Below are 18,384 nucleotides of genomic sequence, written 5' to 3' on the forward strand. Positions count from 1 at the left end.
TTGGCCGCCGACGGCCCGAAGCGCACATCACGGGTGCGGATGCGCGGCATCAGCGCCGCGAGCACCGCCGCCGCTCACCCCTTCGGATGAAACGGGACACCGCAGGCGCCCACGTCGCCCTCCCCGACCGGAATCGCCCCTAGCTTGGTGAGCATGCTCCGAATCCTCGATCGCCTCTCCACCGCCCGACTGCGCTGGCTTCTCGAGCCCGCGGTGGGTGCGCTCTTCGTCGCACTGTGGTGTTTCGCGGAGGTTGGGCGGTGGAACAGCCACCTGCCGTTCTACGCGGCACCGGTCATCTACGGCGTTGCCATCGGCATCTCGCGACGCTTCCCGCGGGTCGCCCTGGGCATGGGGCTGCTGGTCCCGGTCCTGCAGCTGTCGGGGATGCTGCCCATGGCCTCGGCAAACGATTGGCCCGTGCACCTCGCCATGCCCCTCATCGTGTTCCTCGTTACCGTTCGCTCGCGAGGCGCACTCACCTGGGGATCGCTTGCAGCAGGCGTGGCCCATGCGGCCGGTCTTGCGTTCATGCTGGTCTACCTCGGGCAGTGGCTGCTCTGGACCGGGAGCTACGGAGCCGGTGTCGAGCGCTACTCCGCGAGCGGTGAGCTGTTCTTCCAGGACGGCGCCCAGGATATGGCGCGCAACCTGGGCCTCGGAGAGATCGACCTGACCATGCAGGAGAGCATGGTGCAGCTGATGACCGGGCCAGACGGACAGATCGCCGGCGTGACGGTCGCGCCACCCATGCCCGAGCTCCTGCTCTCGTCGGCTGCCCAGCTGGCGCTGGTGTTCGTCGCGTTGACCGTCCTGGCCTGGGCACTCGGCACCTCGACCCAGTTCGCGATCAAGTGGGCGCGCGAACGCGCCATGCGCACCGCGTTGACGGAGGAGCTGTCTGCGTCCTCCACGGAGGTCCTCGTGCTGCACGAACGGTCCCGCATCGCTCGCGAAGTGCATGACGTGCTCGCGCACTCGCTGACCGTGACGATCTCGATGGCGGATGGCTCTAGGCTGCTTCGCGAGTCGCGGGGCGAACCCGCCGACGACCTGCAGAAGATCGCCGACAACGCTCGGAGCACGCTCCTCGAACTGCAGGGCCTCCTCGAGGACATCGGCGGGGCGGGCTCCGCCCCGCAGCCGAAGCTCGATGAGCTGGGCGCCCTCATCGATCAGGCCTGCGACGCCGGGCTCGAGGTCGAGCTGCGACACCTCGGCGAACGCAAGCGGCTCTCCCAGGTGCAGGAGCTGAGCGTGTTCCGGATCGTGCAGGAGAGCCTCACGAATGCGATGAAGCACGCGGGCTCCGAAGCGTCGGCAACGGTCTCCCTCGACTGGCGCGGCGCCGGGCTCTCCCTCAACATCGTCAGCACCGGGGCCAGCAGTTCGGGTTCCGCAGAGGATCCGCCGCAGCGCAGCGGCCTCGGGCTGACGGGAATGCGCGAGCGTGCGCGCCTCGCGGGCGGCTGGCTGACCGCGGGGGCCGAGCCGAGCGACGGCGAGGCGAAAGAGCGCCAGGTCTTCGTGGTGACGGCCTTCATCCCGACGCAGGACATCGTGCCGCGGGTCGCTGCGACCGAGGACGCCCACCTCGCCGCCAGCCGCAAGGAGGACGCGCAGTGAGCGACGACACCGCCACCCAGCCCGTGGACATCCGCGCCGCTCGATCAGACTCAGACCCGCGCATCCGCATCGCCCTCGTGGATGACCAGGAGCTGTTCGTCTACGGCATGCGCATGCTCGTGGAATCTCAGCCCGACCTCGAGCTGGTCGGCACGGCAAGCGACGGCGAGGAAGCCGTGGAGCTCGTCGTCGGAGAACGCCCCGACGTGGTGCTCATGGACATCCGCATGCCCGGCCTCAACGGAATCGCCGCGACCAGGCGCATCCTGGAGGCAGCCCCGTACGCCGACGAGACGGGCCCGCGCCCGCGCGTCGTCATGCTGACCACGTTCAGGCAGGACGAGGCGGTGCTGCAGGCCATGCACAACGGCGCGAGCGCGTACGTCACGAAGGATGCGACGCCCGAGATGCTGCTGGACACGATCCGCGCCGTGCACGCGGGCGATGCCCCGGCGATGCCGGTGGGGCGCATCGCTCGCGGGGCGTCTCCGGCCCCGGAACCGGCCACGTTCGCCCCACGCCCCGACGTCGCGATCGCCGCACTGTCCCCTCGAGAGCGGGAGATCTTCCTCCTCGCCGCGAAGGGGCTGCGCAACAGCGAGATCGCGGCCGCCGCGTTCGTGAGCGAGGCGACCGTGAAGACGCACGTCCGCAACGTGCTCGCGAAGCTCGAGCTGTCGAGCCGCGCCCAGATCGTCGTGTTCGCCTACGAGCACCGCCTCGTCACCGGGTAGCCAACGCGCCCGTCCGCCACGGCCCCACGACCCCACGGCCCCACGGCCCCACCAGAGTTGTGGCAAAGTGCGATGCGCGCGCTCACGAACAGCACCGCGCCACAACTCTGCTCGGACTCCGGCGACGGGACGTGGGACGCGCGCCGGCGGGACGTGGGACGCGCGGCGACGGGCCCTACCTGTTGTCGAGCTTCCTGCGGGCGCTCGCGAGCGTCACGGCGATGCCGATCGCGATCGCGAGGGCGCTGATCGCAGCCACGAGCGCAGGCGACGAGTCGACGCCGGTCTGCGCGAGCTCCCCGGTGGCCACTGGAGTCGAGGTCGCACTCGTCGCCACGGGAGTGTGGGTCTCGACTCCGGGAACCGGCACCGCCGTCGGCGTGACCGGGACGGCAGTCGACGTCTGGGTCGGCGTCGGAGTCGGCGTCGGCGTCGGGGTCGGCGTCGGCGTCGGCGCGGGCAGCGCTGCGAGGAACGCGGCCGCGTCGACGAGCCCGGCCCCGGCCGAGTCCGCGACGCTGACGAACTCATGGATGCTGCCGATAGGTTCGGCAGTTGCCGTGATCGCGGCCCGCAGCTCCTGCTCCGTGATGCCCGGGCGGAGCTGCATCCCGAGCGCCGCAACTGCTGCCGCCGACGGTGCAGCAGCCGAGGTGCCGGTGAACGAGTAGACGCCCTCAGCGCCCTGGACTGCGCTTCCGAAGAAGTTCGTCCAGCCTCCGTCGAGCGAGGTGAGCGTCGGCGCACCAGAGATGGGCTCGGGCAGCGCGTCTGTGCTCGGGAACGCTTCGAAGTACAGCGTCATGGGCCCGGTGCCGCTGAAGTTCTCGAGCTCCGTCGGTGTGGCAGCGTTGGCGGCCGCGACGCTGAACGCTCGGGGCGTGCCGGCGTGTCCGTAGATCGAGGGCCCGACGATGTCGCCGCCGGTGCCCGCGGAGTACTCGGCGGCCCGGAGGTAGCTGCTCGGGAAGATCGTCTTCACCCGCGGGTTGAGAGCCGGTACACCATCGCTGGTGTCTCGAACGATCGTGTAGTTGTAGTCGCCGCCGGTGGGCTGGAAGCCCGCGAGCTGCACGGGCGAGCCTGCCGCGGGGAGGGGGCTGCCCGCGACGAGCTCGCCGGCGGCGTCGGTGACGGCGACCACGAGGCGGCTGGTGGCGGCCCCAGCGGGTTCAGCCCACTGCAACATGAACAGGGCGTTGACGTCGTAGGCGGCGAGGTCCGGGTAGGTCAGCGTGTTCGTGGGGTCCTCGCCCGCGCCCGGGTCGAAGTCCATGCAGTCGGCGCTGGTGATGTCGAACTGGTCGAGGTTCTCGGCGACAGCAGCCGGGCAGGCCGTCGGCCGGTAGGCGGGTGCCTCCCATGAGGAGATGATGCGACCTTCGCTCTCGCCGAGGCTGCCGACGATCGTGTCGTTGCCAGCGGCGGTGAAGAAGGGGATGCCGAGCGCAACCGCATCGTTGACGGAGTTGGCGGCGACTCCGTCCTGGAACATCGTCTCGTCGTAGTATCCGAGGTCGTCGACGATGATGTCGGCCCCGGCCTCTGAGAGACGTTCGACGGCGTTTGCGAAGCCAGCCTGCCCTCCGCTGCCGGACGCGAACAGCAGCGTCGAGCCGGGTGCGATGGAGTGGACCAGCTGGGCCATGCCGCGCCCCTCGTCGGTGCTCGGGGCCGCGCTCTCGACCACGACCTCAACGGGTTGCGTGTAGCCGCACGGGTTGTCGGCTCCCGGGAGCAGGCCCGCGGCCACATCCTCGTCCGGTGTCGACGGCAGCGTCACGGTCGCATGGTCGTACGAGTCGGAGATGATCCCGATGCGCACCCCCTCACCATCCACGCCATACAGGTCTCGCGCGAGGGGAACATTGAGGGGCTCGGTGAGGTTGGCCGGCACCGCGCGGCAGGTGTCAGCGGATGCGCTGGGGTCCGCATCCGGTTCGGTGGTGGGTTCCACAGCGGGTCCCGTCGTCGGCTCCGCCGTCGGTTCCGTCGTCGGCTCCGCCACCGTCAGAGCGTTGGCCGCATCCCACGCGGAACCGCTGGACACCGGCGAGAGAGTCTCCTGCACCGACTGCACGTTCGCAAGCCCTGCGACGGCTTCGAGATTGCCCGCCGGAACCGTCGCTCCGATCACGAGGTACTTCGCGGCGACCGCGTCGATGGTGCCGAGCGCAGCGAGTGCGTCGATATCGGCGGCCAGCGGGGGTGTCGAGTAGTAGACGGTGACCGCGACGCTGCCGCCGCTCAGCTGCAGGCTCGCCGGGCCAGACTCCGGCAGCGCGAGCTGCGTCGGCGTTGCCGCTGCGAGCTGCTGTTCCGCTGCCGCAGGGTCAGCGGACACGTCGACGGCCGCCAGGGCGGTCAGCCTTCCCGACAGCTTGTCGCTGTCATCGGTCGCCGGGGCAGCCGACGCTGCTCCGACCCCGAATCCGCCGAAGACGAGTCCGGCAGCGACGACAGCAGCTGTGAGGCGCGGGAGAGTACGAGCAGAATTCACCAAGTCACCTCAGGGAGTAGGCACTGAAACAGGAGCGGGGGCTGGAACAGGAACTGATGGTGCTGATGGAACTGGAGCCAAGAATGGCAGATGCGGCGGCACTTCCGCTACTGGAAGGCGCGGGCGAAAGCGCGCACGCCTCGCCGAGATCCGCGGGCTCGTCGCGGGCCGGGAAACGCTGGCCTCGGCGGTCGCTGTCGACGCCGCCCAAGAGCCGCGCTCCCCCTCTTCCCGACTTGACACCGACGTCCACACGAGCAAAAGTACAACTGGTACAGACCAGTGAGCAGGACCGAACAGACGGAGCGAGCAGAATGATCGTCAGCGCCGCGAACGTCATCACGCCGCACAGCCACCTCTCGCCCGGGTGGGTGCAGATCGAGGGAACCGTCGTGCAGCGTGTGGGCTCGGGGCGGCCCCCCTCGGACTCCGGCGACATCGTCGAACTCGGGGAAGCGACGATCGCGCCCGGCTTCGTCGATGGCCACGTGCACGGTGGAGGCGGCGCGGGGTTCGACGAAGCCGGCGCGGGCGACGGACGCGGCGCACTCGCGGCGAAGACAGCGGTGCGCACGCATCTCGAGCAGGGCACCACCTCGCTCGTCGCGAGCCTCGTCACCGACGAGATCGGCGCGATGTGCGACTCGGTCGCGGCGCTCGCGACCCTCGTGGAGGAGGGCATCCTCGCGGGCATCCACCTCGAGGGGCCATGGCTGAGCCGCGAGCATCCGGGCGCCCACGCGCAGCAGCACCTCATCGAGCCGAACAGTCGCGATCTCGCTGCGCTGCTGGCGGCAGGGCGCGGGCAGGTGCGCATGGTCACGCTCGCCCCCGAGCTGCCCGGTGGTCTCGACACCATCAAGGCGCTGACCGACGCCGGGGTCGTCGCCGCCATCGGACACACCGACGCCTCCTACGACATCGCCCGCGAAGCGCTCGACAACGGTGCAACGGTCGGCACGCACCTCTTCAATGCGATGCGCGGACTGCACCACCGCGAACCCGGCCCCGCCACAGCATTGCTCGAGCACCCGGATGCGGTGATCGAGCTCATCGCGGACGGCACCCACGTGCATCCTGCGGCCCTCCGTCTCGCCGCAGTAGCGAAGCCGCACCAGTTCATGCTCGTCACCGACGCGATGTCGGCCGCGTGCATGCACGATGGCGACTACACGCTGGGCTCGCTCGACGTCGAGGTGCGCGGCGGAGTCGCCCGCCTCACGCAGGGCGGCGCGATCGCCGGATCGACGCTCACGATGGCGCGAGCGGTGCAGTACGCGGTGGCCGTGGCCGGACTGCCGCTCGTCGACGTGGTGCGGGCCGCGTCGACAACGCCGGCGACCGCCCTCGGCCTCGAGAAGGTCGGGTCGTTGCTGCCGGGATACTCGGCGGATCTCGTCGTACTGGACCAGTCGCTCGGCGTGCAGCGGGTCATGCGTCGCGGCGAGTGGGTTCGCTGAGCGACGCCCGCCCCCACGCAGCGCTGGCCGCCGGCGCTGCGGGCACCGCAGGCACCGCAGGCACCGCAGGCACCGCAGGCACCGCAGGCACCGCAGGCACTGCGGGCACCGCAGGCACTGCAGGCACTGCGGGCTACCGCAGGCACCGCGCGCACCACAGGCACCGCGCGCACCACAGGCACTGCAGGCACCGCAGGCACCGCAGGCACTGCGGGCACCGCAGGCACCGCGCGCACCACCCTGCCGCACCTGCCAGCGGTGATCCTGCCGTCCCTGCCACCTTCGCGCTGCGTCGGCGCGACCCCCGTCATCCTGAGGCGCGTGATGGGTTTCGGCGACCGTGATGGGTTTTTACCCATCACCGGTCGGCAAAACCCATCACGCGCATCCGAGAAACTCATCAGCGTCGCGAAAACCCATCAGCGTCACTCGACCACGCGCGACCTGCCGCGTCAGAGCAGGCAACGGATGCACCGCAGCCGTTTCCCGCCCAGGGAGCGCAAGGCCGCAAATGTCCCCAGGCTCTCGCCCAGCCGAGGAAGCCGAGTGCCGCAGCTGTCCCCGAATGTCGCCCCACCGAGGAACCCGAATGCCGCAGCCGTCCCCGAATGTCGCCCCACCGAGGAACCCGAATGCCGCAACCGTCCCCGAATGTCGCCCCACCGAGGAACCCGAATGCCGCAACCGTCCCCGAATGTCGCCCCACCGAGGAACCCGAATGCCGCAACCGTCCCCGAATGTCGCCCCACCGAGGAACCCGCAAGCCGCAGCTGTCCCCGGATGTCGCCCCACCGAGGGAGCAGTGAAGGCCGCAGCTGCCACCCGAATGTCGCCCGGTCGCAGCCGCCGAAAAGCCGAGGTTCCCACCCGTGCCACCTTCGCGCTGCGTCGGCGCGACCCCCGTCATCCTGAGGCGCGTGATGGGTTTGGGTGACTGTGATGGGTTTTTACCCATCACCGGTCGGCAAAACCCATCACGCGCATCCGAGAAACCCATCAGCGTCGCGAAAACCCATCAGCGTCACTCGACCACGCGCGCCAGAGCAAGCGGCGGATGCGCCGCGGCCGCATCCCCGCCGATAGGCCGATACGCCGATACGCCGACGATAAGCCGAGGTTTCCGCGACGCCACGTTCGCGACGCCGACGGCGAGCCTCGTCGCAGCGGACGATAGGGCGCGGCGGCCGCCCTCGAGGGCTACGCCTCGGGCTGGACGCCGGCTCGGTGCTCGACCGTGTACCGGTAGTAGTCGGCCATGGTGAGCTCGGCGGCCGCGGCCTCGTCGATGACGATCGTCGCCCGGCGGTGCAGCTGCAGCACGGAGCCCGGCCACATCGAGGAGACGGGCCCCTCGACCATCGCGGCCACCGCGCGCGCCTTCGACGCACCCTGCGCGACGAGCACGACACTGCGCGCGTCGAGGATGGTGCCGAGCCCCTGCGTGAGGCAGTGCACCGGCACGTCCTCCGGCTTGTCGAAGAAGCGCGCGTTGTCGGTGCGCGTCTTGGGGGCGAGCGTCTTCACGCGCGTGCGGGAGGACAGCGAGGACGTGGGCTCGTTGAATCCGATGTGTCCGTTCGCCCCGATGCCGAGGAGCTGCACGTCGACGCCTCCAGCGGCGGCGATCTTGGCCTCGTAGTCCTCGCAGGCGGCGTCGAGGTCGGCCGCGAGGCCATCCGGCACGTGCACCCGCGCGGGGTCGAGGCCGAGCGGCTCGACCACCTCGCGGCCGACCACGGCGTGGTACGACTCGGCGTGCGACCTGGCGATGCCGACGTACTCGTCGAGGGCGAATGCGCTCACTCGGCTGAAGTCGAGGCCTTCGGCGCGTCGGTCGGCGAGCGAGCGGTAGGTCTCCAGGGGGCTGGAACCGGTGGCGACGCCGAGCACCGCTTCCGGATTGCCCGCGACGACGTCCGCGATGCGTCCAGCTGCAAAGGCGCCGACCTCTGCCGGCCCGGCCATGATGACAACTTCCATGCGCTGCTCCTAGAGATCGAAGGCGATCGGGGCGCCTCAGTCCAGTCTGGACGTGCGGCCGGATCGGCGAGGCGTGTTGCGGATGACACTACCGGGAAACCGACGCGTGGTCTAGTCCACCAAGGACAGCGGGGTGGGCTGCCGATCCGGCAGCCCACCCCACGAATCAGAGCGAGAACTCAGTCCTGGCGCAGCCTCAGCTCGACGTCGCCACCCCCGAGCACGATGACCGGAGTCACGGCAGGATGCCCAGCCGCGCGGATCGCGTCGAGGTCGAACCGAAGGAGCGGCGTGCCCTCCACGACCTCATCGCCGACAGCGACAAGCGTCTCGAATCCCTCACCCTTCATCTCCACGGTGTCCACACCGACGTGGACCAGCAGCTCGGTGCCATCACGGAGCTTCAACGCGACCGCGTGACTCGTCGGGAAGATGTGCGCGACGGTGCCGTCCGCCGGCGCCCACACGGTGTCGCCCGTGGGCTCGACCGCGACCCCAGAACCCATGATCCCCTGGGAGAACGTCGCATCCGGAACCTCGGAGAGCGGAACGACGCGACCGGCAACCGGCTGGCGCACGGTGAGCACGGTCTTCGTGGCGACGCCACCCTGCGACGGCGCGGCCACCGTGGCATCCGCCACCGCGACGGGCGCGGAAGGCGCCTCGACCCGGCCTGCGATGAGGTCCTCCATCGCATCCTTCACGAACTGCACCTCGAGGCCGTAGATGACCTGCACCGACTTTCCGCCCGGCTTCATGATGCCGGCGGCACCAGCACGACGGATGGCCGCATCATCCACCTTCGACACGTCGGCGATCTCCATGCGGAGCCGCGTCGCGCAGTTGTCGAGCTCGAGCACGTTGTCCTTGCCACCGAGACCCTTGAGGATCGCTGATGCCTGGTTGAGGAACTTCGACGACCCTGTCGATGTCTCATCCACTTCAACCTCCTCGTCTTCGCGCCCCGGCGTCTTCAGGTCGAAGCGCTTGATGATGAAGTAGAACGAGACGAAGTAGATGACGAACCAGATGGCGCCGGCCAGGAAGATCGCCCACGGATTCTGCGCCAGGGGGTTGACCCAGCCGAGCATGAGGTCGATGAACCCGCCAGAGAAGCCGAAGCCCATGCGCACCGGCAGCAGCGCCATGATGAACATCGAGATGCCGGTGAAGATCGCGTGGACCACGTACAGCGCCGGTGCGAGGAACATGAACGCGAACTCGAGCGGCTCGGTGACGCCGACGAAGAACGACGCGAAGGCACCGGACAGCAGGATGCCCGCGGTGACCTTGCGGCGGTTGGTCTTGGCCGTGAGGTACATCGCGAGCGCCGCACCGGGCAGACCGAACATCATGATCGGGAAGTAGCCGGTCATGTACTGGCCGGTGACGCCTGCCGTGCCCGTGCCGTTCAGGAAGTTGCCGAGGTCGTTGATGCCGGCGACGTCGAACCAGAACACCGCGTTGAGCGCGTGGTGGAGGCCGAGCGGGATGAGCAGGCGGTTGAAGAAGCCGTAGAGGCCGGCGCCGACCGGGCCGAGCCCGACCATCCATTCACCGAACGAGACGAGGCCGCCGAACAGCACCGGCCACACGAAGTAGAGCACGAGTGCGACGACGAGGGATGCACCTGTCGTGACGATCGCGACGGAGCGCTTGCCCGAGAAGAACGACAGGGCGGCCGGCAGCTGGACGTCCTTGAACTTGTCGTAGCAGTACGCGCCGATGAGACCGCAGATGATGCCGACGAAGGCGTTCTCGATGCGCCCGAAGCCGATGTTGACATCCTCAACCGGGATGCCCTGCAGCGTCGCGACCGTCTCAGGGCTGAGGAGCCGCGTGACGACGAGCCACGATACGAGCCCCGCGAGCGCGGCGGTACCGTCTGGCTTCGATGCCATTCCGATTGCCACGCCGAGCGCGAAGAGCAGGGGCAGGTTGTCGAGCAGCGCGCCACCTGCAGCGGTGAAGAAGGCCTGAACGAAGTTCTCGCCTGCCGTATTGAGGATCCAGTACCCGATACCGGACAGGATCGCCGCTACCGGCAGGACAGCCACCGGCAGCATGAGCGACTTGCCGAGTTTCTGGAGATATTTCATGGCGTGACTCCATGGTCAAAGGAAAAGTTAGGGGGACTCTACTTGGAAAATCCGCCCTGGTATAGACCAGAGTTCGCCGGTGGTTCGGTTTGCGTCAGGAGAAGGGCAGCGTGAGGCGCTCCTGGAGCGGGAACGTGAGCTCGAAACGATCCGCGGGGAACGTCGCACGCGAGTACGACATGGGCAGGCCGCGGGCGATCGCGGCGCGAGTGAGACGCAGGACCGGGTAGCTCGCGGCGATGCCGAGCACCTCGATCTCCTCGGGGCTCGGCAGCGTGGCCGTGACGACCTCGACCCCCTCCGTCGGCAGCAGATCGAGTGTCTCGAGCATCTCGTAGAGGCTCCCCTTGGCCGTCTCCTCGTCGAGCTGCGGCACCAGGGCCGCTGGCAGCCACTCGTCCTCGAGCGCGAGCGGACGGTCATCGCCGAGTCGCAGCCTGCGCAGGTGGATGGTCTCAGCTTCCGGCGGGAGCTGCAGGTGCTCTTCCACCTCGGCCGGGCGCTCCGTGCTCCGAACGAACGAGAGCACCCGCGTCTCGGCGCGCATCCCGTGCTCGCGGACGGCGCTCGCGAACGACCGCAGCCGAACCTGCAGGGAGACGGGCGGGGCGAGCTTCTCGGTGCCGATACCGCGTTTCGTGCGGACGAGCCCCTCACGCTCGAGGACATCGATCGCCGCTCGGACGGTCATGCGAGCCACCCCCAGCTGTGCTGAGAGCGTGCGTTCCGACGGCAGCAACTCGCCCGGGGAGAGCGATGCGGCGAGGGCGCGAACGCCCTCGAGAGCTGTTGAACCACTGACGCGTGCCATCCCGCCAGTATCCCATCGCGTCCGGGCCCGGGTACGACGACCGCAGCGCCTCGGCTCGGCACACCCTTGGCTCGGCTCGCGGTCTCACCGCCCCGAAGAGATCACTTTCCGCCCATCCCCAGCCCTCGGAAGGGCGGAAAGTGGCCTTTTCGCGGGATCGCGGGATCGCGGGGCGACGGGGTGACGGGATCGCGGGATGACGGGGCGGGGCGCGGCGGGCCGGCGGGGCGGGGCGGCGGGGCGGGGCGGCGGGGCGGGGCGGCGGGGCGGGGCGGCGGATGGGAACCAGCGCCGGATCGACCGACCCTAGGCACCACCGCCGACGAGGCCGGCGCGGTGCGCGAGGATCACGGCCTGGACGCGATCGCGGAGCTCGAGCTTCGCGAGGATGCGTCCGACGTGCGACTTCACGGTCGACTCGCTGAGGAACAGCTCGACCGCGATCTCGGGGTTGCTCAGGCCCTGGCCGATCGCGATGAGCACCTCGAGCTCTCGCGGCGAGAGCACACTCAGCTCGGGTGCCCCGCCGGGAGGAAGCGTGCGAGCGGCGTCGGGGTCTGTGAGCTCCCCGACGTCCCGCGCCAGCGCCGGGGGCAGCACGAAGTCGCCCGCGTGGACGTCACGGATGGCCTGCATGAGCTCGGCCGGGCGCACATCCTTCAGCAGGAAGGCGCTCGCGCCGGCGTGCAGCGCCTGCGTGACCGAGGAGTCGCTGTTGAACGTGGTCAGGACGATCACGCGGACCGGGCTGTCACGGACGATCATTCGGGTCGCGGCGATGCCGTCGAGGTCGGGCATCCGCACATCCATCAGCACGACATCCGGCCGCGTTCGGGCGGCGAGCGCCACACCCGCGCGGCCACCGGATGCCTCGCCGACGACGGTGAAGTCGCCGTCCGCTTCGAGGACGAGGCGGAAGCCGGTTCGGACCAGGTCCTGGTCATCGACGAGAGCGACGCGGATCTTCACGACGGGAGCCCCTTCCCCGCAGAGGCGGCGACGGACGGGATCACGGCCCGAACGCGCCAGCCGGGATGATGCGCTCGGGGGCCGGCCTCGAGCATGCCTGCCACGATGTCCAGCCGCTGCCGCATCCCGATGAGGCCGGAGCCCGAGCCGCGGCTCGCTGCGCCGAGCGGCGCTCCGCTCGGCGGCCCGTCGTCGACGACCTCGAGACACGAACCGGACGGCGAGTGGGTCAGCGTCACATCGACACGAGCGTCGCGACCAGCATGGCGGAGCGTGTTCGTGAGCGCTTCCTGCGTGACCCGGTAGGCGACGAGCTGGCGCGTGGCGTCGAGATCAGGAGTGCCCTCTTCCGTGAAGCGCACGTCGAGCCCGGCGTCGCGGGAGCGGTCGATGAACTCCGGCAGCGCGTCCAGCGACGGCTGCGGTGCAGGGTCGGCGGGAGTCTCGGCGTCGTTGAGCAGCGAGAACACGGTGCGTGCCTCGCGCATCGAGCGTCGCCCCGTGTCGGAGATGGCGGCCAGCAGCCCTCGAGCCTGGTCAGGGTCGCGGTCCAGGACCGCCGAGGCGCCGTCGGCGCTGCTCACGATCACCTGGAGGCCGTGCGAGAAGATGTCGTGCACCTCGCGGGCGATGCGGGCTCGCTCGGCGTGCGTCGCGAGCTGAGCGGAGCGGTCCCGTTCGATCGTGAGCTCCTCGGCGAGCTGGATGAGGGAGGCGATGAACCTGCGGCGCATCCCGACCGCGAGACCGATGAGGAGGGCCGCGACCCCGACGCCGAGGATGAGGAGGAGGTCGACCTGCCAGCGTCCGACGAGCGGCGGATCGTCGACGACGAGCCGGAGGGTGGACGCGCTGATCGCGGCGACGAGGCTGAGGCCGACCCACGAGAAGATCCCCACGCGGGGCGTGCCGCCCGCCGCGATCGAGTAGGTCACGACGGCGAGCACGAAGAGGTCGACGGGGAGCTGCAGCGGCACCGCCAGCGCGAAGGTGAGGGCCGCGGCGGAGATCGCGACGGCGGGCGCGGCGCGGCGCAGGGAGATGGCGATGCACCCCACCGCGAGCATGACGAGCTCGGGAGCGAGAGCACCCACGGGGATGCCGACGTACAGGGCCTGCCACCCGAGGATCGACCCGTTGAAGAGCACGTACACGGCCAGGAGCGCGGCGTCTCCGAGCGTGAATCGCGACGCCCTGGTCGGCTGCCCCTCGCTGGGCTCGGTCACGAAAGCACGCTCACGGGCAACACCGTAGCGCGGGCTCGTTCGGCGGGAATGAGAGCCTGTCGCACGAGGACGCCAGCCAGCCAGACGACCCCGACGGTCATGGCGACGAACTCGAGGGTCGCGCCGAGATCCGTCCGGAACCGCAGGAGCGAGAGGGATGCGCCCGCGGCCGCGACGAGGCCGGTCGCGCCCGCAGCTCCCCAGGCGACGAGCCGCGTCAGGCGCGGGAGCGAGCTCGTCGCGAGCTGCACCATGACGACGGCAGCCCCGGTGAAGCCCGTCGCGGCGAAGACGATGTGAACGAGGTCCTGCAGCGTCGAGCCCGGCGTGAACGGGATGGGGCAGCCGTACGTGCAGGTCACCTGGGATGCCCCCACGAACGCCAGCGCCGTGGCGACGAGGGTGCCGGATGCGCTCCAGCTCAACCAGCGCAGCCGTGATCGGATGCCGTGCAACGACGGGGCCCCGAGGAGCGCGCCAACGCCGATTCCGAGCAGAGCGATGTTGAAGACGTCGGCCGTTGGCATGCCCGTGGCACCTAATCCGCTGACATACACCTGCTCCGTCACCTGCGATCTTGTGAACCAGATCGTCGCGACGCTCACGAGGAGGATCGCGGCCGCCAGCCACATCGCGGTCGGCGTCGTGGGGGTCCGCTCTGCTTCGGTGAGTCTGTGCGCAAGCATCCCCTCACGCTAGGAATTCGCGGGCGGGAATTGAGCGAAGGCTCGATTTCTCATACCTGGGTACGAGCAGCGGGCCCGCGGGCTGAAGGCCGCAGGCGGAGGCGGGTGCGGAGGCGGCCCGGCGGTCACGCGGGCCGGGGCTCGCGTCGCGGTCCCACCGCCCCGAAAAGGTCACTTTCCGCCCATCCGCAGCCCTCCGAAGGGCCCAAAGCGACCTTCTCGCGGAGGCCGAGGCGCGTCCGGAGGCGGATGGGGATCCGGGTGCGGAGCCGGGCGCGGACGCAGAGACGGAGACGGAGACGGGTGCGGAGGCGGACTCGGACTCGGGCACGCAGGCGAACGCGGCCCGGCGGTCACGCGGGCCGGGGCTCACCTCGCGGTCCCACCGCCCCGAAAAAGGTCACTTTCCGCCCATCCGCAGCCCTCCGGAGGGCCCAAAGTGACCTTTTCGCGGAGGCCGAGGTGCGTCCGGAGGCGGATGGGGATCCGGGTGCGGACGCGGACGCGCATGCGGGTGCGGACTCGGAGGCGGACGCGGACTCGGACGCGGACAGGCAGGCGGACGCGACCCGGCGGTCCTCGACTCACCTCGCGGCCTCACCACCGCAAAAAGGTCACTTTCCGCCCATCCCCAGCCCTCCGGAGGGCCTAAAGTGACCTTTTCGCGGATGCCAAGGCGCGTCCGGAGGCGGATGGGGATCCGAGTTCGGACGCGGACGCGCATGCGGGTGCGGACGCAGAGGCGGACTCGGACGCGGGCACGCAGGCGGACGCGACCCGGCGGTCACGCGGGCCGGGGCTCACCTCGCGGTCCCACCGCCCCGAAAAGGTCACTTTCCGCCCATCCGCAGCCCTTCGACGGGTCGAAAGTGACCTTTTCGCGGAGGCCGAGGTGCGTCCGGAGGCGGATGGGGATCCGGGTGCGGACGCGGACGCGCATGCGGGTACGGGTGCGCGTGCGGGTGCGGACGCAGAGGCGGACTCGGACGCGGACAGGCAGGCGGATGCGGAGTCGGGCACGCAGGCGAACGCGGCCCGGCGGTCACGCGGGCCGGGGCTCACCTCGCGGTCCCACCGCCCCGAAAAAGGTCACTTTCCGCCCATCCGCAGCCCTCCGGAGGGCCCAAAGTGACCTTCTCGCGGAGGCCGAGGTGCGTCCGGAGACGGATGGGGATCCGGGTGCGGACGCGGAGACGGGTGCGGAGACGGACGCGGGCACGCAGGCGGACGCGACCCGGCGGTCCCACCGCCCCGAAAAGGTCACTTTCCGCCCATCCTCAGCCCTCCGATGGGTCGAAAGTGACCTTTTCACGGGGCGCGGGGCGGCGCGAGGCGGGGCGCGGCACGGTCAGCCGAGGCTGACCTGCGACTTATCGAAGGCGACGTAGCCGGCGAAGTCGTGGCCGACGCGTTCGGTCGAGCCGTCGAACGGCTCCGGGTAGCTCCAGGCCGCGTCACGGTGCGTGGCGCCGTCGACGACGACGTCCCAGTACTGCGCGTGTCCCTTCCACGGGCACGTGTACTGCGTGTCGCTCTTCGTGAACGACTCGGAGTGCAACGACGACGGCGGGAAGTAGTGGTTGCCTTCGATGCCGACGAGCTCCGACTCGGGCGCTTCGGCGATGACGGTTCCGTTGACAGTTGCCTTCATGGTGGTCTTCCTTCGACGAATAGCGAGTGGGTAGACGGGAAGCGTCGCCCCGTCAGCTGGGAGAAGGGTGATGTGCGTGGATGCGCGTCGCTCGTACCTGGGAGAACGTCGGCAGCGACGCCGATCGCCTGCCCTACTCTCAGCGGCGGGGATCCGCGCCGGGCCCCAGCTCCCCCGCCATTGGAAGGTCCCCCGTTGTCGAACTCCGAACCCTCCCGCCCGTATCCGCTCGGCTTCAGCACCGTCGACGGCAGATCGAACTTCGCGGTGTACTCCGAGACTGCAGATTCTGTGGATGTGTGCACCTTCGACGAGGCTGGGGCTGAGACCCGGACGCGCCTCGAGCACCGCACGGGCCACGTCTTCCACGGCTTCGTCGACGAGTTGCAGGTCGGCTCCCGCTACGGGCTGCGCGTCGATGGTCCATGGGACCCGGAGCGTGGCCTCCGCCACAACGTGAACAAGCTGCTGCTCGACCCGCACGCCACGGCGATCGAGGGCCAGTACGCGTGGTCGCAGTCGGTGTTCGGCCACGACATGAACGAGCCGGAGCGGCGCGACGACACCGACTCGGCAGGCTCGGTTCCCCTGAGCGTCGTCGCCGATCCCAGCTTCGACTGGGGCGACGACGTTTCGCCGCGTGTCCCCCTCGACAAGACGGTCGTCTACGAGGTGCACGTCAAGGGCTTCACGCAGCTGCACCCGGAGGTGCCTGAGGAGATCCGCGGAACGTACGCGGGCCTCGCGCACCCGGCGGCCATCAAGCACCTCGTCGACCTCGGCGTGACCTCGGTCGAGCTGCTGCCCGTGCAGCAGTTCGTGCAGGACAGCCACCTCGAGGAGAAGGGGCTGCGCAACTACTGGGGCTACAACTCGATCGGCTTCTTCGCCCCGCACGGCGACTATGCGGCCGCTGGCGACGGCGGCGGCCAGGTCGCCGAGTTCAAGGAGCTCGTGAAGGCCCTCCACGCCGCTGGCCTCGAGGTGATCCTCGACGTGGTCTACAACCACACGGCTGAGGGCAACCACCTGGGGCCGACGCTGTCGTTCAAGGGCATCGACAACGCCGCCTACTACCGCCTGGTGGAGGGCGATGAGAGCCACTACTTCGACACCACCGGAACGGGCAACAGCGTGAACGTGGGCCACCCTGCGGCGCTCGGGCTCATCATGGACTCGCTGCGGTACTGGGTGAGCGAGATGCACGTCGATGGGTTCCGCTTCGACCTGGCCACGACCCTCACACGTCAGGGCGGCGACGCGGAGCTGCACAGCGCCTTCCTCACGCTCATCCAGCAGGATCCGGTGCTCGCGCCGGTCAAGATGATCGCCGAGCCGTGGGACACGGCCGGGTACCAGGTGGGCGGATTCCCCGCGGACTGGTCGGAGTGGAACGGCAAGTTCCGCGACGACGCCCGCGACTACTGGAACGGCAGCGACGCGACCCTCGGCACGACGGCGCAGCGCATCCTCGGCTCACCTGACGTGTACGAGGCGAGCCGCCGCTCACCGCTGTCGAGCGTGAACTTCATCACCGCGCACGACGGGTTCACGCTCGCCGACCTCACCGCGTACAACGACAAGCACAACGCGGCGAACGGCGAGGACAACCAGGATGGCGAGAGCGACAACCGCTCGGCGAACGGCGGTGCGGAGGGCCCCACCGAGGACGAGGCGGTGAACGAGCGCCGCGCCCGCAAGCGCCGCAACCTGCTCGCGACGCTGCTCCTCTCGGCGGGTGTGCCCATGATCCTCGGCGGCGACGAGCTCGGCCGCACGCAGGGCGGCAACAACAATGCCTACTGCCAGGACAACGAGATCTCCTGGTTCGATTGGGAGGCGGTCGACGCCGAGCTGCTCGAGTTCACGCGGACGCTGCTCTCGCTGCGCGCCGAGCATCCCGCACTGCGGCCGGTCTGGTTCCGCCAGGCACCGGATACGGGTGCCGATGACACCGTGGACGTACTGCGCTCCGACGCGCGTGGCTTCGACGACGCGGACTGGGAGAACCCGGATGCGCGTTCCATCGCGTTCGTGTTCTCGCACGTCGGCGCCGACTCGTTCGCCCTGCTGCTGAACGCGGCGGAGAACGCCGTCGAGTTCACGGTTCCCGAGGCACCTCACGGCACCTGGGAGCTGGCGCTCTCGAGCGACGACGAGCAGCGCGTCAGCGACCCGGTGACCACGCTCATGGTCAAGGAGGGCTCGTTCACGCTGCTGCGTTCGCCGGCCGAGCGCTGACGGTCGCTGCGTCTCCGGCGCTCCCTGCGTCCGTGCTGACCGGGGAGCGCCGAGTGCTCAGTCTTCGACCCAGGGGCGCGCGAGGACGGCGTCCATCTCTCCACGGACGACCTCGGTGAAGATGACGAGGGCCTCATCCCTGGGTACACCGGAGAGCACGAGTTCCGGTTCGTGCGGTCGTGCCGCATGCGACAGCACCACGGTTCCGGATGCGAAGGCGGTGACGAACCAGCCGTACGGGTCGCCGGCGCCGACGTCCGGCTCCTCATCACTCGCATCGTCGAGCTCGGCCAGCAGCGCAAGCAGGTCCTCGACTCGGGCGGGATCCGACGAGCCATCGAGGTGCATCACGTCCATGGCGTGCACACTACGAGGCCTCCCTGAGCCCCTTCTCCGCGAAC

13 protein-coding genes are annotated in these 18,384 nt (G+C 69.7%); 4 read left to right on the top strand and 9 right to left on the bottom strand.

The annotated features are described in order from the left end of the window. Positions 1–153: 153 nt before the first annotated feature. A complete protein-coding gene (locus ITJ61_RS11805; RefSeq protein ID WP_194686272.1) occupies positions 154–1,626 on the top strand; it encodes a sensor histidine kinase in 1,473 nt (490 codons plus the stop codon). A gap of 107 nt (positions 1,627–1,733) precedes the next feature. Next, positions 1,734–2,360 (top strand): response regulator transcription factor, encoded by a 627-nt coding sequence (locus ITJ61_RS11810; protein WP_194686741.1) that lies wholly within the window; start codon positions 1,734–1,736, stop codon positions 2,358–2,360. A 175-nt stretch (positions 2,361–2,535) separates the two neighbouring features. On the opposite strand, the gene ITJ61_RS20305 is transcribed toward ITJ61_RS11810, so the two are convergent. After that, on the bottom strand, positions 2,536–4,860 hold the full coding sequence (locus ITJ61_RS20305; RefSeq protein ID WP_194686273.1) for a S8 family serine peptidase: 2,325 nt from the start codon (positions 4,858–4,860) through the stop codon (positions 2,536–2,538). A 314-nt stretch (positions 4,861–5,174) separates the two neighbouring features. On the opposite strand from ITJ61_RS20305, the gene nagA reads away from it, so the two are divergent. Beyond that, the gene (gene nagA / locus ITJ61_RS11820) at positions 5,175–6,320 is read left to right on the top strand and encodes an N-acetylglucosamine-6-phosphate deacetylase (protein WP_194686274.1); all 1,146 of its coding nucleotides are present in this window, start codon (positions 5,175–5,177) and stop codon (positions 6,318–6,320) included. A gap of 1,197 nt (positions 6,321–7,517) precedes the next feature. Here the strand turns inward: nagA and nagB are convergent. From nagB to ITJ61_RS11855, 7 genes are all read right to left on the bottom strand, one after another. Then, entirely contained in the window at positions 7,518–8,300 is a 783-nt protein-coding gene (nagB, locus tag ITJ61_RS11825) for a glucosamine-6-phosphate deaminase (RefSeq protein WP_194686275.1), read from the bottom strand. A 179-nt stretch (positions 8,301–8,479) separates the two neighbouring features. Continuing rightward, positions 8,480–10,399, bottom strand: a complete 1,920-nt coding sequence (nagE, locus tag ITJ61_RS11830) for an N-acetylglucosamine-specific PTS transporter subunit IIBC (RefSeq protein ID WP_104299996.1) — start codon at positions 10,397–10,399, stop codon at positions 8,480–8,482. A 94-nt stretch (positions 10,400–10,493) separates the two neighbouring features. Then, positions 10,494–11,210 carry a GntR family transcriptional regulator gene (locus ITJ61_RS11835; RefSeq protein WP_104244665.1) on the bottom strand — a complete coding sequence of 239 codons (717 nt, stop codon included), beginning with the start codon at positions 11,208–11,210 and terminating at the stop codon, positions 10,494–10,496. Positions 11,211–11,516: 306 nt separating this feature from the next. Next, on the bottom strand, positions 11,517–12,179 hold the full coding sequence (locus ITJ61_RS11840; protein ID WP_104342031.1) for a response regulator: 663 nt from the start codon (positions 12,177–12,179) through the stop codon (positions 11,517–11,519). Beyond that, positions 12,176–13,405, bottom strand: a complete 1,230-nt coding sequence (locus ITJ61_RS20310; protein WP_194686276.1) for a sensor histidine kinase — start codon at positions 13,403–13,405, stop codon at positions 12,176–12,178. Before ITJ61_RS20310 ends, ITJ61_RS11840 begins: the two co-directional genes overlap by 4 nt. Continuing rightward, positions 13,402–14,091, bottom strand: a complete 690-nt coding sequence (locus ITJ61_RS11850) for a DUF998 domain-containing protein (RefSeq protein WP_194686277.1) — start codon at positions 14,089–14,091, stop codon at positions 13,402–13,404. Before ITJ61_RS11850 ends, ITJ61_RS20310 begins: the two co-directional genes overlap by 4 nt. A gap of 1,348 nt (positions 14,092–15,439) precedes the next feature. Next, a complete protein-coding gene (locus tag ITJ61_RS11855; RefSeq protein WP_104243600.1) occupies positions 15,440–15,742 on the bottom strand; it encodes a DUF427 domain-containing protein in 303 nt (100 codons plus the stop codon). A gap of 195 nt (positions 15,743–15,937) precedes the next feature. Here ITJ61_RS11855 and glgX point away from each other — a divergent pair, with 195 nt between their 5' ends. Then, entirely contained in the window at positions 15,938–17,983 is a 2,046-nt protein-coding gene (gene glgX / locus ITJ61_RS11860) for a glycogen debranching protein GlgX (RefSeq protein ID WP_228496658.1), read from the top strand. Between the two features lie 57 nt (positions 17,984–18,040). On the opposite strand, the gene ITJ61_RS11865 is transcribed toward glgX, so the two are convergent. Continuing rightward, the gene (locus ITJ61_RS11865) at positions 18,041–18,340 is read right to left on the bottom strand and encodes a hypothetical protein (RefSeq protein WP_194686279.1); all 300 of its coding nucleotides are present in this window, start codon (positions 18,338–18,340) and stop codon (positions 18,041–18,043) included. Between the last annotated feature and the right edge of the window lie 44 nt (positions 18,341–18,384).

The sequence above is a fragment of the Pseudoclavibacter sp. VKM Ac-2888 genome (genome assembly GCF_015351285.1).
Taxonomy (GTDB): Bacteria; Actinomycetota; Actinomycetes; order Actinomycetales; family Microbacteriaceae; genus Pseudoclavibacter.